We start from the raw sequence: 25,792 nt of genomic DNA on the forward strand, positions 1-25,792 counted from the left end.
GCATTTCTTAAGAAAAATATAAAGCTATGCTACCATAGAAATATGACTATCTTACACAATAAAATTTCAAATAAAGAATTAAAAGAACGTTTAGAAGCTGAAACAGAGCCTCGTACAACTATTTCTTTTTATAAATATTTTAATATTGCTGACCCACAAGAATTTCGTGATAATCTTTACATGAAATTTGAGGATTTAAAAGTCTTTGGTCGTGTTTATATTGCGAAAGAAGGAATAAATGCACAAATCAGTGTGCCTACTCCTAATTTAGAAAAGTTCAAAACGACCCTTTACCAAACAGCGCCAGAACTGGATGGCCTTCGTCTGAACTATGCGATTAAAGATGATGGAAAATCTTTCTGGGTCTTACGCATGAAAGTCCGTAACAAAATTGTTGCAGATGGTATTGATGATCCAACGTTTGATCCTTCAGATGTTGGGCAGTACTTAAAAGCTGAAGAAGTGAACGAAATGCTCGGTAAAGAAGACACAATCTTTGTTGATATGCGTAACCACTACGAGTACGAAGTGGGACATTTCAAAGATGCCTTAGAGGTACCATCTGCAACTTTCCGTGAGCAGTTACCAATGGCTGCAGATATGCTTAAAGACGACAAAGATAAAAATATTGTCATGTACTGTACAGGTGGAATTCGTTGTGAAAAAGCCAGTGCCTTTATGAAGCATGAAGGTTTTGAAAATGTTTACCATGTGGAGGGCGGAATTATTGAATACGCGCGTAAAGCTAAAGAACAAGACTTACCGATTGAATTTATCGGTAAAAACTTCGTATTTGATGAACGTATGGGAGAACGTATAACAGACGATGTTCTCTCAACATGTCCGCAATGTGGTGAAGCTTGTGATATGCATACAAACTGTAAAAATAAAGCTTGTCATCGTTTATTTATCCAGTGTGAAAATTGTGCAGAGCGCTTTGAAGATTGTTGTTCACAAAGCTGTGTGGAGGAACTCAGCTTATCTGATGAAGAAATCAATGCTTTAATCGCAGAGCGTGCAGCGGATCCAACATTCTTCACAAAAGGAAGAAGCTAAAAATAAAAAAAGCAATCTTTTAAAAAATTGCTTTTTTTAATTGTTCCTTGAGTTCTGTTTCAAAAGCAAGCACGCGCTCCAAAGATAAAGCAAAATCCGCATCGGCAATATTCATGCGCACGAAAAATTCCCCTGACTGATAACGAATCATAATATTTGGTCGTACCTTTTCATGCAGAGCATCCTGTGTCTGTTCATTACCATAGATATACCAGAAATATTCAAGCGCTTCTTTGTTATGGAAATCATCGTTTACCAGTAAAAGAACAGTTTTAAGTTGGTCAGAAAATTCGAGTTCTTTTGCATAGGTCCCATCTTTATAAAGCGGAAGTCCGTCATACCAAAAGTGGACATTCTGACCAAAGGTTTCTTCAGCAAGCTTATTCATAATCTTTCAAAACCCAATCGTTAATGGCATGCGCGACACCAGATTCAGCATTAGATTTTGTGACATATTTGGCAATTTTTTTCAGCTCTTCTTTACCATTGCCCATGACAACTGGGTTGCCAACAGCTTCCAACATAGAACGGTCATTTTCTTGATCACCAATTGCCATTAACTCGTCCACATCTAGGAAGAGTTTTTTAGCTAAGTGCAATACAGCATTTCCTTTGCTGGCTTTTTTATTCATAAATTCAAGATAAAATGGAGTTGATTTAACCATGTTATAACGCTCGAAAAATTCAAAAGGCAAGTAGGCGATAGCATTGTCTAAAACTTCAGGTTCATCAATCATCATTACTTTTGCAACTTCAAGTGCTGCAATTTCCTCAGGCTGACGGAAATAGAGGGGCATATTAACCAAGGAAGCTTCGTGAATAGTATATTTACCGATGTCACGATTACTTGTGTAGATTCCTTTTTTAGTAATGGCATGCATATGTACACCGATTTTACGAGCTGCAGCATCAATATCAAGAACATCTTCAGCTTCTAAGGTTTCCATAATGAACTCTTCGCCAGTCGCACGTTGCACTAAAGCACCGTTATAAGTGATGACATAATCACTATAATCCGTCAATTCAAGTTCTTCCAGAATATCATGAACACCCATAAGTGGACGACCTGTTGTAATAACAACCTTAACTCCAGCAGCTTTAGCTTCAGCAATTGCCTGCTTAACTTCTGGCGTGATTTTACGTTCCGGGTCCAATAGTGTACCATCGATGTCAATAGCGATAAGTTTAATCATTTTATTTTTTTCTCTTTTCTAATTAAAGGTTGGTTTGCATAAAGGTAATGAATTCAGGATTCTCCAACATCACTTTTGGGAAGTAGAAGCGGCTGTTTCCGTGAATGGTGCCCGCTAAACTTGCCACAATAGGAGAGACCTCGGAAAGCTCAATGAGGCTACCATCTTTTTGTAAAATTTCAATCTGTGTTCGTGGTTTATTCGAATTGGGACGATAAAAGTCATAAGGGAGATCGAAATTACTGTTTGTTCCCGTGAAATATTGCGGGTCAAAGCCAGCTTTTTCCACTTGATCACGCAGTTTGTCCAAAAGCGAAGCATCAGAGTTAAAAAGATCCAGTTGTTTTTCTTGTCCTTGATTATACTCTAAGGATTTTAAAAGATGGCGGTTGATATACATCTGAGCAAGCTTAGACAAAATATCATCTTCGTTAGCCATCCATGTTTGAAAATAGGTATTCATTACACCATCATCCAAGGCGAGATAATCATGCAAAGTTTGTTTATTCTCAAAGAAAGGAACTAAACAGGGGCTTGTATGCGCAAAGTAATCGTGATCAAATTGGTATAAATATTTAGCCCGCTTCAGCAAGTTTTGGAGAATGACTTCCATGGAGCGACTTGCCGGATGGAAGTAAACCTGCATGTACATTTGGTAACGGCTCACAATGTAATCTTCAACGGCATGCATACCAGAAATTCTGAAGACAATTCCATCTTCATGAGGCGCAATTACACGCAGAATCCGAGTCAAATCAAACTGTCCATAGACTGCACCAGTATAGTAAGCATCCCTTAAGAGGTAATCCATACGATCTGCATCAATTTGACTGGAAATAAGTTGCACCACTTGTGGGTTAGGATAGTCATGGGAAATGACTGAAGCGACCTGCTCAGGAAAGTCAGGACTTACTTTGCGTAAAACCGCATTGATTTCAGTAGCTGGTGAGGTAATTATCTCACGTGTCATGGCTTCGTGATCTGTGCCAAATAGGCCTTCAAACGTATGAGAATAAGCACCATGACCGACATCATGTAATAAAGCTGCACATTGTGTAACTAAATTTTCTTCTGGATTCCAAGTTTCAGGATAACGCTTAGTGAACCATTCAGTGATTGTTTTAGCGATATGATAAACTCCCATACAATGAGAGAAGCGACTATGCTCGGCTCCGTGAAAAGTGTATGAAGAAGTTCCCAGTTGTTTTATACGACGTAAACGCTGGAATTCTGCAGTGTTAATTAAATCATAAATTGTTTCGTTTTCGACATGAATATAATCATGGACGGGGTCACGAAAAACTTTTTCGAGCTGTGCCATACAACCTCCTTTGCATTTTACATGCAATTATCTTGACGTAATTGAACAAGTTGTGGTTTCAAGATAAGTTTTTCGACAAAGAGTCTTCAAGAAAGACTCTAACTTAATGAAAACTCTTGCATTACTGTAATATAATTATAACCGAAATTAACATAAATTGCCATTTTACTAATAAGGCAAGTTATAGTAAAATAACAGTTATGGAAATTACTATTCGGAACCGTATTGTTATTGATGGACAAGAAGAATTTATTCGTGAAACTTTTGAAGGTGATGTTAAAAAGTTAGGGAATAAAATTGCATTATATTATAAGAATGCTGAAGAAGAAAAAGTCTTGATAAAGTTTGATGACAAAGAGTTGAGTATGACACGTTATGCTGATAAACCGGTTGTCATGCGTTTTCACAAAGAACTTCCAACGCATACTCTTTATGAAGGTTTGGGACGTTTGGAGATTTTGACAGATGGTTTTCATATGAATGAAGAGTTAAAACATGTGAAATTGAAATACCGCTTAGCTCAAAATGATATCCCGATCGGGGAGTATCGAATGAGAATTGATTGGAAATTGAGTTAAAGATGAAAAAAATATTACTCCCTGAGGAACTGTACGACCAGCTGGAGTTGTCAGGTGAAAAAGAAATTGAAGTCGTTGAAAATAATAAAAACAGCTTCACCATACGTGCTAAAACCCCCAACAAGAGAGAAGAGGCAGCGCGGGTCTTTCTAATCCCCACAGCGCTTAGCACACTCCTTTTTTTTGTTGCCAGTCAGGTGATGGGGCTGAGTCAGATTAAATTGTCGGGAACAGCCTCGATCTCAACTGGCGTTTTAGTTATTGCTAATACGATCGCTTTAACATCTTTTATCATTGCTTTTATTAAAAAGCGGAAGGAGCTTTATCATACCATGTTACCGCGCGTGTACTGGCGAACTTTTCCCTCTGTTATTCTTTCTGTTTTTATTATCGTCACTTTAGGATTAGTTGCCTTATTTTGGTTCTTGAACCAGCTTTTTTATGGCTTGAGTTTTGATGTTTTTACGTCAATGCTGATTTTTGCTATTTTTTCTGGAATTTTAAATTACCTGTTAATTTTTGCTGTAGACACATTCTCCATCCAAATGATGATTAATATGCTTATTATGGTTTCTGTTGGTGGACTTGTCGCAAGTATGGCCGCCAACAATAACCAATACTGGTGGCAAAAGAACTTCAGCCTGCTAGGAACGAGTGAATCCAACACAAGCTTGCAGTTTAATATGACTTTGGTTGTTTCGGCTGCCTTGATGATTGCTTTATTTGATTATATATTCGTCTCGATTCGTGAAAAATTAGGGCATCGTATACGATTTATGATATTGCAAATCTTATTAACTTTATGTGCCATCTCTATCGCTTTGGTTGGCCTGATTCCTAATAATGGTGATGGTTTGGCGCACATTATGCACGATGTGGCGGCTCAGCTCATTGTTTTGTTTATGAGTTTATCAATCTTAGGAATTCGCTGGTTTTTACCTGACTTAGATAAAAACATGTACCGCATTTCTTATGGTTTAGCAGGTTTGATAGTTTTTGGTTACTTCTTATGGCATCCGCTCTATTATCTGAACTTAACTGCCTTTGAAATTCTTTCCTTTAGCTTATCTTTTGCATGGATCATGCTCTTGATTAATACATTAGTGAGGATATTGTTTAATCCACGTGTCGTTTATCAAGTTGATATCGTAAAAGACGTAGAAAAAATCACAGAAAAATAAGCTGTGGTTTTTTCATATACCAAAAGCAGAGCAGCTTTTTTTTACCTTAAGTAAAAGCTATGGTAAAATAAAGACGATAGGGAGGTCAAAATGAAAGAAGTAAAAGTATTTTATAATGAAAAATCAGGAAAAAATGACGAAAACGAAGTATTAAATACAATTAAAAATTTTTTTGGAAAAGAAGAAAACAAAGCCTCTCATGTAGAATATATCAATCCAGATAGCCCAGAAGATGCAGTACGTTTAGCAAAAAAAGCAAGTCAAGAAAACACAGATCTTGTAGTGGCACTTGGTGGAGATGGAACGATTAATAAAGTATGTGGAGGCGTATTTGAGGGAGGAAGCAAATCTATCTTAGGTATCGTTCCCAATGGTACAGTCAATAACTTGTCAAAATCACTCCATATTCCTCAGAATATAGAAGCTGCCTTGCAAAATCTCAATGAGGGGAAGTTGCAAAAATTTGATATTGCTAAAGTTAACGATGATTATATGATTTCCAGCTTAACCTTGGGAATATTGGCAGATATCGCTCAAAATGCGAGCAGCTCAGAAAAGAAAAAATTTGGACCCTTTGCTTACTTGAAGGATGCCTACAAAGTTATTCGCCATAATAAAAGCTACCGTATCGAGCTCAAATATAATGGCAAAACAAAAGCCTTAAAAACGAAATTATTATTAATTACGATGACCGATACGATTGGCGGAAGACAGGCTTTATCTCTTGATGCTAAGGTAGACGATGGTCTTATCCGAGTGTATTCGTTGAAGGAGATTAATTTACTCAAAATTTTATTCCATCTTAATAAGCTACGCAAGGGCCAACTCGAAGATTTTATGGAAATTACTTATTTTGACACAGATCACTTAGAAATAAGTGCCCAATCTAATAAAAAACAAGATATTCCTTATTCAAGAATTGACGGAGATAAAAGCTCGCCACTTCCACTAGACATAACGGTATACCGCAAAGGTTTGACTACGGTGGTTCCTAAATAAGTACTTTATCTTATATTATCTTTAAAGCACCTGATGAATGCAAACTTAACTGTAAATGACAAATTGAAGTAAAAAAAACTTGCATTCCACTTGAATTGAAGAATATTTTCTGTTATACTTATATAGTTGTCTTTGTGGTCTCCCATAAAGTACAACCGCACGAGGTACCGTTTAAGTAGCATTAGCTCACGGTCCAAGGCGAGTCTTACAGTCGTTTTACGGCACAAAATCTAACAAGGAGGAATCACAATGTCAAACTACGCAATCATCAAAACTGGTGGTAAACAAGTCAAAGTTGAAGAAGGACAAGTTATCTACGTTGAAAAACTTAACGTTGAAGCTGGTCAAACTGTAACTTTTGATGAAGTTGTTCTTGTCGGCGGTGCTACTACTAAAGTTGGTGCTCCACTCGTTTCAGGTGCAACAGTTGTCGGTGAAGTTGAAAAACATGGTAAACAAAAGAAAGTTGTTACTTTCCAATATAAACCTAAAAAACACTCACACCGTAAACAAGGTCACCGTCAACCTTACACTAAGGTTGTTATCAAATCAATCAACGCTTAAGGCATGATTGAAGCGGTTATCAGGACAAAGCGAGATAAAATAGTTTCCTATGAAATCTCTGGACATGCTGAATCAGGTGAATATGGTCACGATGTGGTCTGTGCAGCTGTGAGTGTGTTGTCAATTACAACAGCAAATAATCTCTATGAAATGGCAAAGATTAAACCTATTGCCAATATGGAAGATGGTTATCTTTATGTTGAAATACCTTTGAGTACTCCTGAAAGACAAGGCGAATTGGCTCAAACACTTCTCCAAGCGTTTGAAAATGCTATGCGAGAAGTATCAAATAATTACAGCCAATACATTACATTTAAAATTGAAAATGGAGGGCAATATAATGCTTGAACTTAATCTGCAACTCTTCGCCCACAAAAAAGGTGGGGGTTCTACTTCCAATGGTCGTGACTCACAAGCTAAACGTCTTGGTGCTAAAGCATCTGACGGTGAACTTGTAAGCGGCGGTTCAATCCTTTTCCGTCAACGTGGTACACATATCCATCCAGGTGCTAACGTTGGTCGTGGTGGCGATGACACTCTCTTCGCTAAAATCGAAGGACACGTTAAATTTGAAATGAAACGTGGTAAAAAACACGTTTCAGTTTACCCAGCAGTAGCTAAATAATGGTAAATGAGTCTCTCTTCGGAGAGGCTTTTTTTATAAATATAAAAGAAAAGACAATGAGGAAAGCCCACTCTGGAGGGACAGATTCATGTCTTTTCTTTACATAAATACTTGAGTTTCCTGGATTAATTTTTGTGCTTCCCTAAAATTTAGGACATCATCAAAACCATATTTTGAAAGAAAATAGACTTGGTCGCAATATTTTTCCACCTCTTCTAAGATATGGGAAGTAAGCAGAATGATTTTTGTTTTGGAAAGCTCTTTTAAGATTTGGAAGGCTTTGGCACGCATCGCATTGTCAAGCCCATTCATCAGCTCATCGACAATGATAAGGTCTGCTTCAAGGCTTACAGTGTAAATGAAAGCCAGTATTTCTTTCATTCCGAGAGAATATTTTTTGATTGGTCTTTTAAAGAAACGTGAAGCAGAAAATAAGGGCATGTATTTTTCTGCGTTTTTTAGCTCTGCTTTTGTCAAAATCTTAATATAATCGATTGCTCGAAGATTAGGCTCAAAAATATCAAGTGTCGCAACATATGAAACTCTACCTTGATGCCAGCCATCAGAAATCTGAATATCTCCCTCGTAGTTCATTTCCTTATTAATTGCCGTGAAAAGCGTAGATTTTCCTGTGCCATTTCGACCGATAATACCATAAAGACCTGGTTTATCAAGTGTGAGACATATGTTACTCAGCGTACAGGTTGTTAGATTATTTATTATAAGTTTCATAAGTTACTAGGCCTTTCTATAGATGTACTTTGTGAATAAGATATGGCTGATACCATAGAAAAGAATACTGCAAGAGAGGAGTACAAGAGCACCAATCCAGAGGGAGTCTCTCTCAAAGAGAAAGTTCCCAGAAGTTGGCCAAGAATTTTCACCGTTGGAAAACTGCAAGACAGTATTAATGTTTAAGTAGGTTAAAGGGATCCATTTAACGATTGTTTTCATCGCTTCATGCGTATGGATAACAGAATAAGTGACCAGCAGTAAAGCGATAATCGCTGAAGGAATATAAGATTTTCTGATAAACTGTGAGAGGAGCTGTCCTAAACTTGTAATAAATAGGATGGCCAGAAGCAGATAGAGCAGGCGCCAGAGCAACTCCTCGCCCTGAAATACATCATAAATCGCCCCAACGACAAAGTTAGGAAAGTTCCAAGAGCCTATGCCAAACTGGAGTCCAGCGATGAGCGCAAAAACCAGCAAGGCAGAAAGAATAAGTAGGAGTACAAAGCCAGCAGGGATAAATAGATGTTGGAAATGAAGCATTTTTTTATCCTTTTTCATCAAATGGTAATAGCGCAAACCGTTTGGCATCTCCATTGCCAAGGTATCTCCACAGATAAAAGTCAGCAGGATTAGACCATAAAGTCCACCTAAGCCAATCAAAATATAGAGGGCAGCGCCGATGCTGGATGGGTTTACCCCTGGAGCTTGAGTAAAGTCTTGCCCACTGTCTAGGACTTGGTGGTACCATTTGGAAGTTGCCTTGAAATACTCATATCCCCCACCAAAAGGAATCTCTTCACCATTTTTTTGTGCTTCCTCTAACTTTTTAATTCTTTGTTCATTATAAAGGTTATCTAAACGCCAGAATTCATTGTAATTATTTACTTCTAATGCTTGAAGTTTTGCCTTATCTAATTTTAACTCATCATTGAGTTCTCTTAAGAGTTCTTCAGCGTTTTCTGGAGGATCTCCAGATTCAATAAAACTTTTGAGTTCCCTGATACTTTTTTCGCTGGCTTTGATATTTTCCTGTGTTGTATCTTCCAATCCTAAACCATTAGGGGGATGAGTTCCTACAGTTTTAAAAGCAACAAACTGAAAGATTAAGCCGATGAACAGTAAGGAAATCAGGACTTTATTTTTATTACTGCTTACAAATTTTTTTAGTATAAACATATTTTTTCCTCATGAAAAGAACGAAGGGAAACATATGCTATTTTCCCTCTCACCATTTTTTCATTTGCTTAGTAAGTATGATAAATGTAGTCTTGATAGTAACGCGTTCTGTTTCTGTTAAGATAGAGAGGTGTTACTCTGACTCTATAGCCATTTCTGACCCTTAATTCACGGTAATGTGTCTGTAGAAGACTTCCTCTGACATTGTATACTTTTTGTCGAACAACAGTTCCTACCCAGACTCGAGGTGCAGGCCTTTGAATGTCATTCGCTTGTACTAAAGCCGGACCTGACGTGAGTGCAAGAGCTGTGAGAGCAGTAATAAGCAGTTTTTTTAGTTTTTTGTTTGACATGTAATTTACTCCTTTTTCTATAAATATTGATGTTATATTGAGTGTTTCCTTTCAATGCCTAACATCTTTTTTGCCTTACACTATATAAGACGTAAATACATCTTACTTTTCACTAAAAATATACCTTGTAGAATATAAAACAAAAATATCTTATTATTCTAAAAAGACAGTTATTTTCCCTTTTCGTAAGTTAAGCGCTTTATTGATGATATATTTACTCTATAAATTTGAGTTGCATTGAAGGAGAAAAGAATGAAAATTGGTGTAGTAAAAGACTTGAAACAAGGGGAAGCACGAGTCGGAATGACGCCGGAAAATGTAAAAATTTTGGTAGAGGCCGGGCATACGCTATATGTCGAAAATAATGCAGGTTTTGGTGCTGGTTTTCCAAATGAGCAGTATATCGCAGCGGGAGCCAAGATAGTGGAACGTGAAGAAACATGGGAAGCAGAAATGATGGTTCGCGTAAAAGAGCCCTTAGAGGAAGAATATCAATACCTTAAAGAGGGACAAATAATCTGGGGATTTTTACATTTACCTGCAAATAAAGCTTGTGTTGAAAAAATGATAGAAATGAAGGTGACTGCTTTTTCGGCTGAAAATATCGCTACGGAGGGAACTTTTCCATTACTCAAACCCTTGAGTGCAATTGCGGGACGACGTGCCGTTAATATTGGACAATATTATCTGGAAAAACAACATGGGGGACAAGGAATTCTACTTCCAGGCATTCCCGAAAGTGGTATCGAGGCAGGACATATCGTTATATTTGGTGGTGGTACTGCAGCTGAAAATGCAGCAGATATTGCTTTGAGTATTGGTTGTTCCGTCCTTATTTTAGAGCTGAGTGATACACGTATTCAAGAGCTGGAAACGCGTTATGCGGGTAAAAAGCTGCAGATCGTCAAGTCAACAACCGAAGCACTTGAAGAGCACATAAAAAAAGCAGACGTTTTTATTTCAACAATTCTGATTCCTGGGGCTAAACCACCAAAGCTTGTGAAAGAGTATATGATCAAATCAATGAAACCAGGTGCTGTGATTGTTGATATCGCTATTGATCAAGGAGGGACGGTTGAAACTATTGATCACGCAACGAATCATGCAGAACCGGTATTTACAAGACACAATGTCATTCATTATGCAGTGCCAAATATACCAGGGGCAACACCTCGGACTTCAACTCTGGTAATGTCTAAAGGGAATATAGAATACTTGAAGCAGATTGCCGACAATGGTTTAGAAGAAGCACTTAATCTTAGTGAATCGCTTCGCTCTGGTATGAGTGTCTATAAAGGAACAATAGTGTCGCATGCGTTGGCTGATTCGATTGGGCTTCCTTATACAAAAATTAAGTAAAGATTATTGGGGCTTCCCAATGATCTTTTTGCTTGCATGAAAGGTATGGAAGCGTATAAACCTTGAAATATGATATAATGAGACAAAGATTATAAATAAAAGAACAGGAAGGTATTTGTTTGGCTAGACATTCCGTAGAATTTAAGTTGGAAAATCCAGAAGATGCAGTTTTACTTTTTGGTTCACAGGATAAAAATGCACAGTTGATTGAATCTCAACTTGCTGTTGATATAAACTATCGCGGAGAGCGCGTACAGATTTTTGCTGATAATGAAGTAGCGCCTGAGCAAGCACGTAAAGTTTTACAGGCTCTTTTAGTTTTGATTTCTCGTGGTTTACCTGTCCATAGCTCTGATGCGATGATTGCAGTTAAAATGGTGCTTGAAGATAATATGGAAAATTTCATTACACTTTATGAAATCGAGCTCACTAAAGATGCTGTTGGTACACCAATTCGGTTAAAAAATGTGGGGCAGAAGCTCTATGTAGACAGTGTGAAGCAGCATGATGTCGTCTTCGGCATTGGTCCTGCGGGGACCGGGAAAACCTTTTTGGCTGTCGTTATGGCAGTCCAAGCATTGCGTAATGGTCAGGTGAAACGCATTATTTTGACACGTCCGGCTGTAGAGGCTGGTGAAAATCTGGGGTTCTTACCGGGAGATTTGCAAGAAAAAGTAGATCCTTATCTGCGTCCTGTTTATGATGCACTCTTCCAGATTTTAGGAAAAAATGCAACGGAACGTATGATGGAGCGTGGGATTATTGAAATTGCACCTTTAGCTTACATGCGTGGACGTACTTTAGATGATGCCTTTGTTATCTTGGATGAAGCGCAAAACACAACAACGATGCAAATGAAAATGTTCCTGACACGTTTGGGCTTCAACTCAAAAATGATTGTCAATGGTGATATTTCACAGATTGATTTGCCGGCTAAGGCTAAATCTGGTTTGATTGACGCAAAAGAAAAACTTTCTGGTTTAAATAGTATTGATTTTGTCTACTTTACAGCTAAGGACGTCGTTCGTCATCCTGTTGTAGCTCAAATTATTGATGCTTACGAGAAAAAAGGAGAGTAAGATGTCTGAAGGTTATGTTCTCGACTTACGTAAAATATTAGGCCCGCGCCCACTTGTTGTTGCATGTGCTAGCATAATTATCTATAATGAAGATGGAATCTTGCTTCAGAAACGTAAGGATACAGGGTGTTGGTCTTATCATGGGGGTTCAATCGAACCTGGAGAAACAGCAGAAGAAGCTGCGAGCAGAGAGCTTTTTGAAGAGATAGGTTTGACTGTAGGAAACATGGAGCTATTTACCGTATGTTCTGGAGAGGAACAGCATTTTTGCTATCCAAATGGTGATGAAGTTCATATTGTAGATACTGTTTATGTCAGCAATGATTTTTCAGGTCAAATGGTTTTTGAAGAAAGCGAAGTTCTGGATGCACAATGGTTTGCATTTGACCAATTGCCAGAAAATATTATGCCTTCAACAAGAACACCGCTCTTAGATTTTGGGAAAAAAATGAGAGAGAACATCGAAAATATATAAGGGAAAAGAATGTATATAGAATTAGTTGATGAAACAGGAAAAGTTTCAAAAGAAATTATTGAGCAAACTGAAAAGTTATTAAGCTTTGCTGCAGATTATATAAAGCTTGCCGACTCAAAAGAAATGTCTGTTACTTTCGTTGATAATGCGCGCTCACAAGAAATTAATCTGGAATATAGAGAGAAAGATGCACCGACGGATGTTATTTCGCTTGAATATAAGCCTGATGAAGATGAGTTTTTCTTTGATGAAGATATGGATATTCCAGAAGAGTTGATGGAGGAGCTTGATCCTTTTATTGGTGAACTCTTTATCTCAATCGATAAAGCTGCCGAGCAAGCAGCAGATTATGGGCATTCCCTTGAACGTGAATATGGCTGGTTAGCTGTTCATGGCTTCTTACACATTAATGGTTACGATCATTATTCTCCAGAAGAAGAAGCAGAAATGTTCGGACTTCAGGAGGAGATTTTGACTGCTTATGGACTTAAAAGATAACGAAAAAGATGTAAAAATTTTCAATAAGGAAGACTTTGCGGACGGTGAAGTCCCAGAGAATACCCAGCGTAAACGTTGGAAAAATACGAATGTTATTTCCAGCATGGAGTTCGCAATTACGGGTATCTGGACAGCTTTTAAAGAAGAAAGAAATATGCGCAAGCATACGCTTTCTGGTGTGTTGGCTTTGATCCTAGGTGTTGTTTTGCAAATTCAAGAATTTGAGTGGCTTTTCCTTTTTCTTGCCATCTTTTTAGTCTTTATGGCAGAGCTCTTCAATTCGGCTATTGAGAATGTGGTTGATTTGGCTGCTGATTACCAATTTCATTTGCGCGCCAAAAGAGCCAAAGATATGGCTGCAGGAGCTGTTTTAGTCATTTCTGGTTTTGCCGTGATTGTTGCTGCGTTTATCTTCTTACCTAAAATTTGGCATCTTTTCTTTTAAACTCAACGGCATAAGGAAAAGGTTTTGATTTCTTGAGCCACTCCTTGTTTTAAGACAGCTATAGCATGTTGGAGCGTTCGACCGGTAGTATAAACGTCATCCACCAGTAAAATTTTATCTGGCACTTTTACCTTTGCTTTTAAAGTAAAGGTATTTTTGTTTTTAAGACGTTCATTTCTGGTACGTGTATTTTGTGCAGGACCTTCTTCTTTTTCCAGAAGAGAACTGAAAGGAAGTTGCTGCAGGAGCGCAGCGACCTGATTGAAACCTCTCTCTTGAAAGCGTTGCTTACTCACGGGGATTGGAACAATCGTATATCCTTTTTCTATTTGAAAATATTTGTGAAAAACATGATGTAGGCGATAATCTCCCAAAAATTTGTAACGACTAAAGAATTCTTCCATGGCTGTATTATAGGTAAAGACAGCTTGATGATTTACAATAATGCCCTCCTTTTCCCAAATCTTGCAGTCAGAGCAGACGTCCTTTATGTCTGGCTTATAACAGCGGCTACAATAAGGTGGAGTAATTAGTTGAAACTTATTGTGACAGGTTGTACAAAGCCCGGGAGAAGAGTCTTTTAAGAGAAAAAGTTGATGGAAAGTGGCTTCAATAGTGTATTCAGTATGGCAAAGCAAACAAATCATTGGAAACCTCCTGCCTTATTCATATTTCTGATATTTTTATAAGCTTCCAACATTGCTGTTGTTTTTCCTAAATGAAAGAAAAACACTTCGCCATCAGGTCTTTCGGTACTTCGACCTACTCTTCCGGCAATTTGGATGAGGCTTGATCTTGTGAAATTATGGTGATGACTTTGAAATACAAAAACGTCAACCTTAGGAAAAGTTACACCACGTTCTAAAATAGTCGTTGAGACAAGGATAGAAATATTGCCCTGACGAAAACGTTCCACAGCCTCTAAGCGTTCAAGACTCGTTGAAGCAACAAAGGCAATTTCTTCATGAGGAAAACTACTCTGTAAGTCTTGGCTCAGTTTTTCTCCCAGTCTTATTTCAGGGACAAAGATAAGTAATGGGAAACCAGATTCGCGTTGTTTTTTGACCATTTTGTAAAACTTGCTCTGCCAAAAAAATTGCGGGAGTATCAATGGAAAACCATGAAAACGTCGGGGAAGTTGTAACTTTTCGATTTGCCCCAACTTGACTTGTTTTTCCAAATTATTGGTGGTTGTTGCAGTAAGATAAATCAAGCTTGAAGAAGGTTTACGAGCTTGAGTCAGTGCAAAAGAGAGCATGTCATTATCTGGAAATGGAAAAGCATCAACCTCATCAAGAATGAGTAAGTCAAAGGCATGACGAAAACGCATAAGCTGATGTGTCGTCGCAATTACGAGTGGCGATCGGCTGTATTTCTCACTTTTTCCGTGTAAAAGCGAGATGGGACAAGAAAAATCTCTCTTTAAGCGATAGTAGAGTTCTAGACAGACATCAATACGAGGACTAGTTAAACCTACAGCTTTTCCTTTTTTAAGGGTGTTGTCAATCATCTGATAAATCATTTCAGTTTTTCCTGCACCCGTGACAGCCTGCACCAGCACCGTTTTTTGTTGCTGATGTAATTTGACTAGAGTATCAGATATATATTGCTGAGGGGCTGTGAGTTTTCCCTGCCAGTTTAGAAAAGAAGCTGCTAAAAAATCCTCCTGAGGAAGGTGATAAAGTTTTTCATCCGAGCGAACACGTCCCATCTGAATACAATAGGGACAATAATAAGCACCAACGGGGAGTAAGACCTCTTTTTTCTTACTTTTTTTACCGCAGCGATTGCACATAATCACTGTTTTTGAAATATCGTGCATACTATCAAAAAGTGTTGCTTTGTCTGGGATTTTCGACAACTCTTTTTGTAAAAGGAGTCTACCATATAATTCATTCATACCTTTAAGACGAAAAAAGTCGCATGTTTTCACTATTTTTGATAAAATTTATTTATGACAATTACCATAAAAGAGGATTTCATTGCAGAAGAAGAAATCAAAAAATCGCGCTTCATTTGCCATTTGAAGCGCGTTTATACTGAGGAAGAAGCACGAGCTTTTATTTCTGAAATAAAAAAAGAGCATCATAAGGCGAATCATAATTGTTCCGCCTTTACTTTAGGCGACCGTCAGGAGATCCAGCGTTCAAGTGATGATGGCGAACCTTCTGGTACAGCTGGTGTACCTATGTTGGAAATTCTTAAGAAAAGAGAAATTACCAACGTTTGTGCAGTTGTGACTCGATATTTTGGGGGAATTAAACTCGGTGCTGGTGGTTTAATCCGTGCATATGCGGGGAGTGTTGGCCATGCTCTAGATCAGGTTGGTTTGGTCAAATTTGTCACACAGGAGCAATTAATCTTGACTCTTGATTATGGGAATTATGACGGTCTACAGCGCTTTTTAAGTTCCCAAGGCTTAGTCATCTCAGAGAGTGAATTTCTCTCCGATGTTACGGTCAAGCTCTTTGTTGACTTGGATAAGACAGAGCAACTTTTGGCCGATTTGGTTGAACAGTTCAGTGGAAAAATTTCCGCGGCAAAAGGGGACAAGCAACTGGTGGAAGTTGATATTTAGAAAAAGGGATTTATGAAAATTTTTAGAAGCTCGTTTATTGTTAGTATTATTGCGTTGATTATCGCTTACCTCTACGCCGGATGGGATGGTTTAATGATTACAGCTATCCTAGCAGTGTTGGAAATTTCACTTTCCATGGATAATGCCATTGTTAATGCACGTATTTTGGAGCGTATGAGCCATGCTTGGCGTAAAATATTTTTGACGGTGGGGATTTTAATTGCTGTTGTGGGGATGCGCTTGGTCTTTCCGCTTTTGATTGTTGGTGTCTCCGCAAAACTGGATCCGATAAGTGCCATGCGCTTAGCTTTAGAAAAAGGTGATCCCAGTGTTCCAGGGACCTACGGTTATATTTTACACCATGCGCATCCTTCAATCGCTGCATTTGGTGGAATGTTTCTTTTGATGCTTGCACTTGGTTTTTTCTTTGATCAAAGAGCACATACATGGCTAAAATTGCCCGAAAAAGTCTTACAACAGGTTGGTCATTTTCCTGCAGCAAATGCGATAATTTCAATGCTTGTTCTTTTATTGACTGCTGAATTTATCGCGGCTGATGCACACACTGTTCTATTCTCAGGTGTTTTGGGGATTGTAACTTATATGTTGGTGAATGGCTTTGGCGATATGATGACCGAGCACATGCCTACCGAAACAGCAGGTCAGACGACTTACGCTGTGGGAAGAGCAGCTTTCTCGCTCTTCCTTTACCTGGAAGTTATTGATGCTTCCTTTAGTTTTGATGGTGTTATTGGTGCCTTCGCCATTACCTCAGACCCTATTATTATCCTACTTGGGCTAGGTGTTATCGGAGCAATGTTTGTCCGCTCACTGACTCTTTACTTGGTAGAAAAAGGAACACTGAATGAACTTGTTTATTTAGAACACGGTGCGCATTGGGCGATTCTTACCTTAGCCATTCTGATTTTGGCAAGTATTCATTGGGAAATTGGTGAGGCAGTGACAGGTTTACTTGGCGGGATTATTATCGTGTTATCCTTTATTTCAAGCATTATTTACAATCGAACACATTAAAAAACAAAAAAGTTGCACCTTTTGTGCAGCTTTTTTAATGTTGTAGGGTATTTTCTTGAATGAATTGGAGTGTTTGCTCGTAGCAGAGCTGTGCTTCTTTCGTACGATAATCAAATTGATACTCATGTCCAATTTTTTTACTGGAATCACTAAAGAAAAGCTCGGATACAGGAACGTTTAGCTCCTTTAAACGCTTTGCCAAAGCTTCACCTTCTGGAGCGAAACTAAGAGTATTTCCATCCGTAATATAAGTGGGCGGATAGTTTTCTGTTACGGCTGGAACCACGCTTGCTTGTTTTAGATGTGTATTGGTTTTCCAATCTGTTGTACCTAAGAGTGACCAAGCTACAGTTTTGGTGAAAGCTTTAAGCAATAAATTATTTGACTTATCATGTGCCTTTTCTTGCAAGTTTACAGGGCCACAATAAGAGATGACTCCTTTTAAATTTTGCTGAGAGAGGAGGGGTTTGAAGTTTAATGCATTTGCATAAACTTTATTGGTTTGGATGGCCGCATATTGGGCCGCAATCTGGGCACCAGCGCTATCTCCTCCAAGAATAATTTTATTGAAATCAAGTGAAGGGTATTCGGCTTGATGATCGAGCAAGTCTTCTACTAGTTCGTTTATTTGCTGAATTTGGCTGGGATATTGTGCATCAGGTGCAAGTGCATAATTAGGACAGATAACAGCAACTTGAGCATCATGCGCAATCCTAGTGGCAAATTCTTTAACATCGGTTTTATTTCCTCCGACATAAGCACCACCATGAACCCAGACAATTACAGGAATAGGGCCTTTGGCATTTTGAGGCATGTAAATGTCAAAGGTATTTCTTTTTTTGTCTGAATTATAGCTGATGTCACTTTTCAAAAGGACTTTTTTCTTCGTGGACTCATAGGTATTTTGATCTGTTATCTTTCCGCCACTTTTAGCAAAAAGACGATTAATCACAAAAGCCCCGGGGCGTGGGGACAGATTAAACACCAGCAACACTCCTAAAATTAATACCACAAGAAAGCCTAACAATAAACTTATAACCTTAAATAATTTTTTCATGATGAACTTATTATATCAAATTATTTCATGTTGCAAATGATTTTTGAAAAAGGGTTCAGCAAGCTGAATCTCTCTTTAGCCCCTTCCAATCGGAAACACTAAAAACTTTAAGTCTGGCCTTGACATTTTCAGCAAAAAGGACTACAATTTTAAGGTAAAGCAAGCGACTCGGGACAGTGAAAGCCGAGATTTAAAATGGCCCAAAATCATCGCAATACGAATGAAGTAAAAAATAAAGGTGGAACCGTGCATAGCACCCTTTGTCTTAGGACAGGTGTATTGCGCGGTTTTTATATTATTTTAAGGAGTGGAACATTATGATGAATCCAGCAGAAATATTGGCTGCAACTATTCACCATGGACAAGAAAAGGTCAAACGACCGATGTTAGAAAAAGCTGTACTTGGCTTTATTGGAGGCGCGTTAATCTCTTTAGGTTATCTGCTTTATATCCGCGTCATATCAAGTGTCGTCGATGATTTTGGAAGTTTGGCAAGTTTCATCGGTGCAGCAGTGTTTCCTATTGGTTTGATTGTTATTTTAATGGGCGGTGGCGAGCTCATTACATCTAATATGACGGCTGTTTCTGTATCTTTCTTTGCAAAGAAAGTAAAATTTTCAGATTTGCTCAAAAACTGGATTGTCATCACTATTTTTAATCTTCTGGGTGCCTTCTTTGTGGCTTTCTTTTTTGCACACATTGTTGGGTTGACAAGTACAGGTGTGTATCGTGAGGAATTAATCACCGTTGCGCACTCGAAAATAAATGCAACCTGGCTTCAGACTTTGGTTTCTGGAGTAGGGTGTAACTGGTTTGTAGGCCTTGCGATGTGGCTTTCTTACGGAGCCAAAGATGCAGCAGGAAAAGTAATGGTAATCTGGTTCCCGACAATGGCTTTTGTTGCAATTGGTTTCCAGCACAGTGTGGCAAATGCTTTTGCCATCCCCGCTGCAATCTTTGAAGGTGGCGCCACATGGATGGAATTCATCCGCAATTTCAGTCTTGTCTATGCTGGAAATATCATTGGTGGTGTGATTTTCGTTGCTGGTTTCTACTTCCTTGGATATAAACGCCAAATGAATGAACTTAATAAATAATAAGGAGAATTAAATGTCAAATAATAAATTATCATTTCAAGATATGATTCTGACTTTGCAGGCTTTTTGGTCTAAGCAAGGTGCAAACTTGATGCAAGCCTACGATAACGAAGTTGGTGCAGGAACGATGAGTCCTTATACTTTCTTGCGTTCAAATGGACCGGAACCTTGGTCAGCAGCTTATGTACAACCTTCACGTCGACCTGCAGATGGACGTTATGGTGAAAATCCTAACCGTCTTTTCCAACACCACCAATTTCAAGTGGTGATGAAACCTTCACCCAAAAATATCCAAGAACTTTACTTGGAAAGTTTAGCTGCCCTAGGGATTGATGCTTTGGAGCATGATATTCGTTTTGTTGAAGATAACTGGGAAAATCCATCAATGGGTTGTGCCGGTATTGGTTGGGAAGTTTGGATTGATGGACAAGAATGTACACAGTTTACTTATTTCCAACAAGTGGGTGGTATTGAAGTGGATTCTGTAACTTCTGAAATTACCTATGGTCTAGAACGCTTAGCAACAGCTATTCAAGAAGTTGACAGTGTCTACGATCTCGAATGGGGAAATGGCGTACTCTATGGTGATATTTTCAAAGAACCAGAATATGAGCACTCAAAATTTGCTTTTGAAGAGTCTGATCAAGATATGCTTTTAGACTTGTTTAACAAGTACGAAGCAGAAGCACTTAAATTACTGGATTTAGGTTTGGTTCACCCTGCTTATGACTTTATCTTGAAGAGCTCTCATACCTTTAATCTTTTGGATGCACGTGGCGCAGTTTCGGTAACTGAACGTGCTGGCTACCTGCACCGCGTACGTACAATGGCGCGTAAAGTTGCCAAAACATTTATTGAAGAACGTGCTAAACTTGGTTTCCCACTTTTAAAAGATGAAGACTTACGTGAGAAATATCTGGGAGAAAAAGGGAAATATACAAAAGTTCTGGCACAATTGGCAGAAGAACAGGAGGCAAAATAATGGCAAACTATTTACTCGAAATTGGCTTGGAAGAAATGCCAGCCCACTTGGTAACACCTGCAATCAATCAATTGGCAGAACGTCTTTCGGACTTTTTGAATGAAAATCGTTTAGAATTTGATGCTATCCGCAAATTTTCAACACCACGTCGTTTGGCTGTTTTGGTGGAAGGACTTGCTGAAAATTCCGAAGCAATGGACGAAGAAGTCAAAGGTCCATCTGCTAAAATTGCTAAAGATGCTGAAGGAAACTGGTCAAAAGCCATTCAAGGTTTCTCTCGTGGACAAGGCGTAACACCTGACGAATTGGTCCTCAAGGGCGATTACTATTTCGCAAACAAACATATTGCGGGCGTAGCTGCACAAGAAATATTGACAAAAGTTGGCGATGAAGTCATTTCTAAAATGCAGTTCAAAACTTACATGAAATGGGGAAATAATAGCTTCCTCTTCGTGCGCCCAATCCAATGGATGATTTCTTTACTAGATGCCGAAGTGGTTCCCTTTGACATTCTTGATGTGACTGCAGGAAATACAACACGTGGTCACCGCTTCCTTTCAAACCAAGAGTTTACACTTGAACATGCGACAGATTATGCCAAAGTTTTGACTGATAATTTTGTTATGGTTGATGCTGGAGCACGTAAAGCTGAAATTAGCCAACAAATCAAAAAAATTGCAGCTGAACATGGCTGGAAAGTTGAACTTTCAGACGAAAAACACGTTGAACTTCTTGAAGAAGTCAATAACCTCGTCGAGTACCCAACTGCTTTTGTCGGTAGCTTTGATGAAAAGTATTTGTCAGTTCCGGAAGAAGTTCTGGTTACTTCAATGCGTGATAACCAACGTTATTTTGAAGTTTATACTGCAGAAGGTAAGCTCGCACCGCACTTTATCTCCGTGCGTAATGGTAATGCTGAAGGTATGAAAAACGTCATCTTAGGCAATGAAAAAGTTCTGGTTGCCCGTTTGGAAGATGCTGAGTTCTTCTGGAAAGAAGATCAAAAATTAAAAATTGCAGATCTTGTGAAGAAACTTGAAAATGTAACTTTCCATGCAAAAATCGGTTCAATCACAGAACATATGGCTCGTACAAAAGCAATTGCAGCACATCTGGCAGATATTGCCAAGCTGACAGAAACTGAAAAGACGGATGTGGCGCGTGCAGCAGATATTTATAAATTTGACCTTTTGACAGGTATGGTTGGTGAATTTGATGAACTTCAAGGCGTTATGGGTGAAAAATATGCTCTTCTTGCAGGAGAGAATGGCAACGTAGCAGCATCAGTTCGTGAGCATTATATGCCGGTATCTGCTGAAGGAGATTTGCCGGAAACTGCTGTCGGAAGTGTTTTGGCTGCTGCAGATAAAATCGACAGCATTCTTTCATTCTTTAGCGCAGGCTTAATTCCTTCAGGCTCGAATGACCCTTACGCTTTGCGTCGTGCAGCGCAAGGATTGACACGTATTATTGAGAAATTCAACTGGCACTTTGACTTTTCTGAGTTTATCGCCACACTTGATTATGAAAATAAAGAGCAAGTTATTGATTTCCTCAAAGGTCGTGTGCAAAAACTTCTACTGGATAAGAAAATCCGTCACGATATTGTTGAAGCAACAATTGCGGCAGATACAATGGATATTGCTAACATGATGGAAATTGCGCCAATGCTTAACAGTCATAAGGACGAAGAAACTTTTAAACCAGCTATTGAAAATATTTCACGTGTGATCAACTTGGCGAAAAAAGCCGATCATGTCGGAACGGTTTCTTCTGAGCTCTTTGAGAACGATGCTGAAGGCGTGCTTTACAAAGCTACAGAAGAACTTAAAGCAGGTTGGGCAAACTTGTCTGCCTCTGAAAAATATGATATTCTTGTCAACAAAGGTGTTCCAGCCATTAACAATTTCTTTGAAAATGTAATGGTTATGGCAGAAGATGAAAAAGTACGTCACAATCGTCTGGCCTTGCTTACAGAGCTGTCAGCACTTACCGGAACAATGGCTGACTTTAGTTTAATCAATACAAAATAAGGAGGATATTAGTCTTATGGCAATCACAAATGAACAAGTGGAACGTATCAATGAACTTGCACGTAAACACAAAGCAGAAGGACTAACAGAAGCCGAAACTGCAGAACGTGCTGAATTGCGCCGTATCTATCTTGATAGCGTACGTGAAAATCTCCGCGGTCAAGTTGAAGCAGTAAAATTGGTGGATGAAGATGGCAAAGACATCACACCAGAAAAGCTTAAAGACATTCAACGCGCCAAAGGTATGCGTGATTAAAAGTGGTCGAGCTTTGTGCTCGGCCTGTTTTTAATACGCTCCCAGATTTGCTCCTGAAGGAGCTCATGTTAGACGACAATTCCCAGCGGAATTGCCTGAACATTTTATTAGGCAGGATCGATTTTTTGATTTCTGCATTATTGCTATTATTATACAGGTAAGGGGAATTACTTTTAATGAAAAATATAAAAATTGGAATCTCAAGATGGGCCGTTCTTTATGCCGTTTTAGCTCTTGTGATTGGGGTAATCATTGGAGCTGTCGATGCTTTATTTGGGCGTGGCTTGATTTATATTACGGAGACACGTGACGCAAATCCCTTGTATTTTCTTCCTTTTTTGGCTTTAGCTGGTCTTTTGATTGTGTATGTCTACCAACGTTTTGGTAAAGACAGTCAAAAAGGAATGGGGTTGATTTTTGAAGCGGGAAATAAAGGACGAGAAGATATTCCTAAGCGTTTGGTACCCTTGATTATCTTTTCAACTTGGCTATCGCACCTTTTTGGTGCCAGTGTTGGACGAGAAGGTGTAGCTGTCCAGATTGGTGCCACGATTGGCCATACAGTCGGTGGGAAATTATCTTCCAAGGAAGCACAAAAAGTGCTTTTGATTACGGGGATGGCAGCCGGTTTTGCCGGTCTCTTTCAAACACCAATTGCTGCAACTTTCTTTGCTATTGAAATCCTGATGGTGGGCAAGATTGAATATATCGCACTTTTCCCCGCTTTGGTTGGTTCCTATGCGGCCAGTGCGACATCTCATGCTTTAGGTTTAGAAAAATTTTCCTTTGCGGTCAATACCGACTTAAATATTGATCCGTTGGTACTTCTGAAGCTGCTCGTTGTGGCAATTTGCTTTGGCTTGGTGGGGCGCATCTTTGCGCAAGGCTTAGCCTTTATGAAGACTTATATGGCAAGTAAACTCACTAATCCTTATCGCCGTATCTTACTTATGGGACTGATTTTGAGCTTGGGTCTCATCTTCATCCATCTTGATCGTTATGCAGGTCTAGGAACGAACCTGATTTCCATGAGTTTTAATGGAGAACATATCAATGCCTATGATTGGCTTCTGAAATTGCTCTTCACTGTCTTAAGTATCTCAGCAGGTTTCCAAGGTGGAGAAGTAACACCGCTCTTTGCGATTGGTGCAAGTTTGGGCGCAACCTTAGCCTTACTTTTGGGCTTGCCTGTTGGCTTGGTAGCTGCTGCTGGCTATGTTTCAGTCTTTTCATCAGCAACCAACTCATATTTTGCTTCAATCTTCATCGCTGCAGAAGTCTTTGGCTTTGGTACGGTACAATATATCCTGCCAATCGTGACCATTGCCTATATTCTCAATGGTAATGCTTCGATCTATGCACAAGGAAAACTAAATTTAGAAGTTTAACAGAAGAATAAGGCTTTTGGTCTTATTCTTTTTATTGTCTATTTTCCTATGTCCAGAATGAGCAATTTTTAATCACAAAATATAGCGAAGTGATAAAATAGAAAGAGAATATGAAAACGCCTACGAAACACGTAGGCTTAGAAAAGAAGAGGAGCAGCTGTGAATATCGAAGCTTTACTTGAAAAAAAAGAGCAAATACAGGTTAAGATTCTACGCCAGTTGGTCCTCAAGCGGGATAAGATAACCGCGCAAGAACTGTGTGAGGGGGTAAATCTCTCTCGACCTTCGATTGAAAGTTACTTAGAGGACATTTCTTATCTGGGACAGATGATGGGGAAACCTATGGAAGTGATGCGCCAGGACAATAAACTAGCCCTAAACATGGCGGAGTCTCAAAGTTTAGATGAAGTCATCAGTTTTTTAATCCAAGACAGCATTAAGTATCGCATGCTTCTCTTGCTTTTTGAACAAAAAAATTACATGATTTTTGAACTAGCAGAAGCCTTACTGGTCAGTGAATCAACCTTGTTCCGCAAAATAAAAGAGCTAAATAAACTTTTAGCCGAGTTTGAGCTTCAAATTAAAAATAATAAGCTGCTGGGCGAAGAAAGCCAGATTCGCTATTTTTACTACTTGCTGTTTGATTCGCTTCATCCTAAATTTCGACCAAACTTCCTTCAAGTCACGAAGTTTCAAGTTGATTTTATCCTGCAACTCGAAGAAACCTTAAAAGTAACCTTTTCGGCAAGCAGCCAAGATAAACTTTACCGTTGGTTAGCCATTACAGAAAAAAGGCGTAAACTTACAGATATTCAAGTTACTCAATCTTTGGAAATGAAGAAAATCTATCAAGACGATCACCTTTATCAGCTGTTGGATTCTCTTTTTTATCAATACATTTATGATAAACAGAGCAAGAATAATTGTGAGACAATCTTTTTCTACAGTTTTCTCCTGTCTTTTTTCATCTTAGATAAGGAAAGTTATTACCGCTTTGATATTTTCCGCAGTAAAAAAATTCCCACTGTTCTCTTGAATATTTCTTTAAGAGAACGTATGCTGAACCACTATCGTCCCCATCGTTTAGGGTTTGAAGAGGAAAAAGCCATTAGTTATCAGCTGGCACAAGTCAATAATAAATTTGCCTTTTTCCATGGCAGCCTCTTTACAAAGAGCCAGGAAGCGTTGCTCAGTCATAAGCAAAACTGGGTCGACAAGAGTTTTCAAGATTTGCTGGATAATCTCAAAGAAATCGCCTTAAGTTATATTCCCAAAACGCAGGATTTGCCTGAACTCATCTTTGGCTATCGCAATGCTTTGATGTTGCTGGAACTTTTATCTGCCCAACAACTGACAGTGGCTTATGACTTGTCTGATACGCCAGCCTATCAAATCCCCATGGAACATTATCTTAAAAATCGTCTCAGAGCAGTGGAAAAGATAAAACTGGAACATTACCATGAAGGACAGAGCTATGACTTGCTTATCTCAAGTAAAAGAAATGACAGTCGAAAGTTTGTCTATGTCCTTTCCGAGTTTTCCAGTGAGTATGACTTTGAAGAGCTACTGACCTCTATCGAAAACTTAAAAAAAGCCAAATTTCAAAAGAAAGCAATTCTTAATTGAGAATAAATAGAGCAAGAGGGACATATCCCTCTTTTTTTGTTCTTCTGCGGATATCATTTTGTATTTATTAAGAGAAATATTACGATTGGATTATAAATGTTAA

Annotated in this window: 28 protein-coding genes and 1 other annotated feature; of the genes, 20 read left to right on the plus strand and 8 right to left on the minus strand. The window is 38.7% G+C overall.

The features are described from left to right. The first annotated feature begins 42 nt into the window (after positions 1-42). The gene (locus J0J35_RS02320; RefSeq protein ID WP_206917500.1) at positions 43-1,056 is read left to right on the plus strand and encodes a rhodanese-related sulfurtransferase; all 1,014 of its coding nucleotides are present in this window, start codon (positions 43-45) and stop codon (positions 1,054-1,056) included. A gap of 19 nt (positions 1,057-1,075) precedes the next feature. Here the strand turns inward: J0J35_RS02320 and J0J35_RS02325 are convergent, their stop codons facing one another. The 3 genes from J0J35_RS02325 to J0J35_RS02335 are packed head-to-tail and all read right to left on the minus strand — an operon-like array spanning position 1,076 to position 3,570. Then, complete coding sequence (locus tag J0J35_RS02325) at positions 1,076-1,444, minus strand: hypothetical protein (RefSeq protein ID WP_019335349.1); 369 nt, start codon at positions 1,442-1,444, stop codon at positions 1,076-1,078. After that, positions 1,437-2,249: a sugar-phosphatase gene (gene yidA, locus J0J35_RS02330; protein ID WP_206917503.1), complete on the minus strand. Its 813-nt coding sequence runs from the start codon at positions 2,247-2,249 to the stop codon at positions 1,437-1,439. Before yidA ends, J0J35_RS02325 begins: the two co-directional genes overlap by 8 nt. A gap of 22 nt (positions 2,250-2,271) precedes the next feature. Continuing rightward, positions 2,272-3,570 (minus strand): HD domain-containing protein, encoded by a 1,299-nt coding sequence (locus tag J0J35_RS02335; protein ID WP_019292783.1) that lies wholly within the window; start codon positions 3,568-3,570, stop codon positions 2,272-2,274. 200 nt (positions 3,571-3,770) lie between these two features. On the opposite strand from J0J35_RS02335, the gene J0J35_RS02340 reads away from it, so the two are divergent. From J0J35_RS02340 to rpmA, 6 genes are all read left to right on the plus strand, one after another. Further along, complete coding sequence (locus tag J0J35_RS02340) at positions 3,771-4,148, plus strand: DUF1934 domain-containing protein (protein WP_019292782.1); 378 nt, start codon at positions 3,771-3,773, stop codon at positions 4,146-4,148. Between the two features lie 2 nt (positions 4,149-4,150). After that, a complete protein-coding gene (locus tag J0J35_RS02345) occupies positions 4,151-5,329 on the plus strand; it encodes a DUF998 domain-containing protein (protein ID WP_029345738.1) in 1,179 nt (392 codons plus the stop codon). 90 nt (positions 5,330-5,419) lie between these two features. After that, entirely contained in the window at positions 5,420-6,328 is a 909-nt protein-coding gene (locus J0J35_RS02350) for a diacylglycerol kinase family protein (RefSeq protein WP_206917505.1), read from the plus strand. 143 nt (positions 6,329-6,471) lie between these two features. Next, positions 6,472-6,544 (plus strand) — a sequence feature (ribosomal protein L21 leader region). A gap of 33 nt (positions 6,545-6,577) precedes the next feature. Next, entirely contained in the window at positions 6,578-6,892 is a 315-nt protein-coding gene (rplU, locus tag J0J35_RS02355) for a 50S ribosomal protein L21 (protein WP_003136338.1), read from the plus strand. 3 nt (positions 6,893-6,895) lie between these two features. Continuing rightward, positions 6,896-7,240: a ribosomal-processing cysteine protease Prp gene (locus J0J35_RS02360; protein ID WP_206917508.1), complete on the plus strand. Its 345-nt coding sequence runs from the start codon at positions 6,896-6,898 to the stop codon at positions 7,238-7,240. Further along, complete coding sequence (gene rpmA / locus J0J35_RS02365) at positions 7,233-7,517, plus strand: 50S ribosomal protein L27 (RefSeq protein WP_004257956.1); 285 nt, start codon at positions 7,233-7,235, stop codon at positions 7,515-7,517. The genes J0J35_RS02360 and rpmA overlap by 8 nt, the downstream gene beginning before the upstream one ends. A 99-nt stretch (positions 7,518-7,616) precedes the next feature. On the opposite strand, the gene J0J35_RS02370 is transcribed toward rpmA, so the two are convergent. Next, positions 7,617-8,249 (minus strand): ATP-binding cassette domain-containing protein, encoded by a 633-nt coding sequence (locus J0J35_RS02370; RefSeq protein WP_117517930.1) that lies wholly within the window; start codon positions 8,247-8,249, stop codon positions 7,617-7,619. Between the two features lie 6 nt (positions 8,250-8,255). Next, positions 8,256-9,428, minus strand: coding sequence for a hypothetical protein (locus tag J0J35_RS02375; protein WP_206917510.1), 1,173 nt, complete (start codon positions 9,426-9,428; stop codon positions 8,256-8,258). Positions 9,429-10,033: 605 nt separating this feature from the next. On the opposite strand from J0J35_RS02375, the gene J0J35_RS02380 reads away from it, so the two are divergent. The 5 genes from J0J35_RS02380 to J0J35_RS02400 all read left to right on the plus strand — a co-directional run bounded on the left by J0J35_RS02380 (position 10,034) and on the right by J0J35_RS02400 (position 13,637). Continuing rightward, positions 10,034-11,140: an alanine dehydrogenase gene (locus tag J0J35_RS02380; protein ID WP_206917513.1), complete on the plus strand. Its 1,107-nt coding sequence runs from the start codon at positions 10,034-10,036 to the stop codon at positions 11,138-11,140. Between the two features lie 119 nt (positions 11,141-11,259). Next, the gene (locus tag J0J35_RS02385; protein ID WP_206917515.1) at positions 11,260-12,219 is read left to right on the plus strand and encodes a PhoH family protein; all 960 of its coding nucleotides are present in this window, start codon (positions 11,260-11,262) and stop codon (positions 12,217-12,219) included. 1 nt (position 12,220) lies between these two features. Then, the gene (locus tag J0J35_RS02390; RefSeq protein ID WP_117517938.1) at positions 12,221-12,694 is read left to right on the plus strand and encodes an NUDIX hydrolase; all 474 of its coding nucleotides are present in this window, start codon (positions 12,221-12,223) and stop codon (positions 12,692-12,694) included. 9 nt (positions 12,695-12,703) lie between these two features. Then, the gene (ybeY, locus tag J0J35_RS02395; RefSeq protein WP_019293561.1) at positions 12,704-13,192 is read left to right on the plus strand and encodes an rRNA maturation RNase YbeY; all 489 of its coding nucleotides are present in this window, start codon (positions 12,704-12,706) and stop codon (positions 13,190-13,192) included. Further along, positions 13,176-13,637, plus strand: a complete 462-nt coding sequence (locus J0J35_RS02400) for a diacylglycerol kinase family protein (protein ID WP_019292772.1) — start codon at positions 13,176-13,178, stop codon at positions 13,635-13,637. The genes ybeY and J0J35_RS02400 overlap by 17 nt, the downstream gene beginning before the upstream one ends. 2 nt (positions 13,638-13,639) lie before the next feature. On the opposite strand, the gene J0J35_RS02405 is transcribed toward J0J35_RS02400, so the two are convergent. Further along, positions 13,640-14,284 carry a ComF family protein gene (locus J0J35_RS02405; protein WP_206917517.1) on the minus strand — a complete coding sequence of 215 codons (645 nt, stop codon included), beginning with the start codon at positions 14,282-14,284 and terminating at the stop codon, positions 13,640-13,642. Beyond that, positions 14,281-15,537, minus strand: coding sequence for a DEAD/DEAH box helicase (locus J0J35_RS02410; protein ID WP_206917518.1), 1,257 nt, complete (start codon positions 15,535-15,537; stop codon positions 14,281-14,283). The genes J0J35_RS02405 and J0J35_RS02410 overlap by 4 nt, the downstream gene beginning before the upstream one ends. Before the next feature lie 54 nt (positions 15,538-15,591). Between J0J35_RS02410 and J0J35_RS02415 the strand changes: the two genes are divergently transcribed. Continuing rightward, the gene (locus tag J0J35_RS02415; protein WP_019292769.1) at positions 15,592-16,215 is read left to right on the plus strand and encodes a YigZ family protein; all 624 of its coding nucleotides are present in this window, start codon (positions 15,592-15,594) and stop codon (positions 16,213-16,215) included. Positions 16,216-16,227: 12 nt separating this feature from the next. Beyond that, on the plus strand, positions 16,228-17,250 hold the full coding sequence (locus J0J35_RS02420; protein WP_019293557.1) for a DUF475 domain-containing protein: 1,023 nt from the start codon (positions 16,228-16,230) through the stop codon (positions 17,248-17,250). Between the two features lie 34 nt (positions 17,251-17,284). Here J0J35_RS02420 and J0J35_RS02425 read toward each other — a convergent pair whose 3' ends face one another. Then, complete coding sequence (locus J0J35_RS02425) at positions 17,285-18,307, minus strand: alpha/beta hydrolase (RefSeq protein WP_206917520.1); 1,023 nt, start codon at positions 18,305-18,307, stop codon at positions 17,285-17,287. Positions 18,308-18,624: 317 nt separating this feature from the next. Between J0J35_RS02425 and J0J35_RS02430 the strand changes: the two genes are divergently transcribed. The 6 genes from J0J35_RS02430 to J0J35_RS02455 all read left to right on the plus strand — a co-directional run bounded on the left by J0J35_RS02430 (position 18,625) and on the right by J0J35_RS02455 (position 25,689). After that, a complete protein-coding gene (locus J0J35_RS02430) occupies positions 18,625-19,404 on the plus strand; it encodes a formate/nitrite transporter family protein (RefSeq protein ID WP_019292766.1) in 780 nt (259 codons plus the stop codon). Between the two features lie 13 nt (positions 19,405-19,417). Next, positions 19,418-20,386: a glycine--tRNA ligase subunit alpha gene (glyQ, locus tag J0J35_RS02435; protein WP_019292765.1), complete on the plus strand. Its 969-nt coding sequence runs from the start codon at positions 19,418-19,420 to the stop codon at positions 20,384-20,386. Continuing rightward, positions 20,386-22,419: a glycine--tRNA ligase subunit beta gene (gene glyS / locus J0J35_RS02440; protein WP_206917521.1), complete on the plus strand. Its 2,034-nt coding sequence runs from the start codon at positions 20,386-20,388 to the stop codon at positions 22,417-22,419. The genes glyQ and glyS overlap by 1 nt, the downstream gene beginning before the upstream one ends. 16 nt (positions 22,420-22,435) lie before the next feature. Then, positions 22,436-22,675 carry a DUF896 domain-containing protein gene (locus J0J35_RS02445; RefSeq protein ID WP_004257921.1) on the plus strand — a complete coding sequence of 80 codons (240 nt, stop codon included), beginning with the start codon at positions 22,436-22,438 and terminating at the stop codon, positions 22,673-22,675. 176 nt (positions 22,676-22,851) lie between these two features. Further along, on the plus strand, positions 22,852-24,063 hold the full coding sequence (locus J0J35_RS02450; RefSeq protein WP_117517950.1) for a chloride channel protein: 1,212 nt from the start codon (positions 22,852-22,854) through the stop codon (positions 24,061-24,063). Positions 24,064-24,222: 159 nt separating this feature from the next. Further along, the gene (locus tag J0J35_RS02455; protein ID WP_206917531.1) at positions 24,223-25,689 is read left to right on the plus strand and encodes a helix-turn-helix domain-containing protein; all 1,467 of its coding nucleotides are present in this window, start codon (positions 24,223-24,225) and stop codon (positions 25,687-25,689) included. The last annotated feature ends 103 nt before the right edge of the window (positions 25,690-25,792 follow it).

The sequence above is a fragment of the Lactococcus sp. LG606 genome, assembly GCF_017309645.1.
GTDB classification, from domain to species: domain Bacteria; phylum Bacillota; class Bacilli; order Lactobacillales; family Streptococcaceae; genus Lactococcus; species Lactococcus petauri.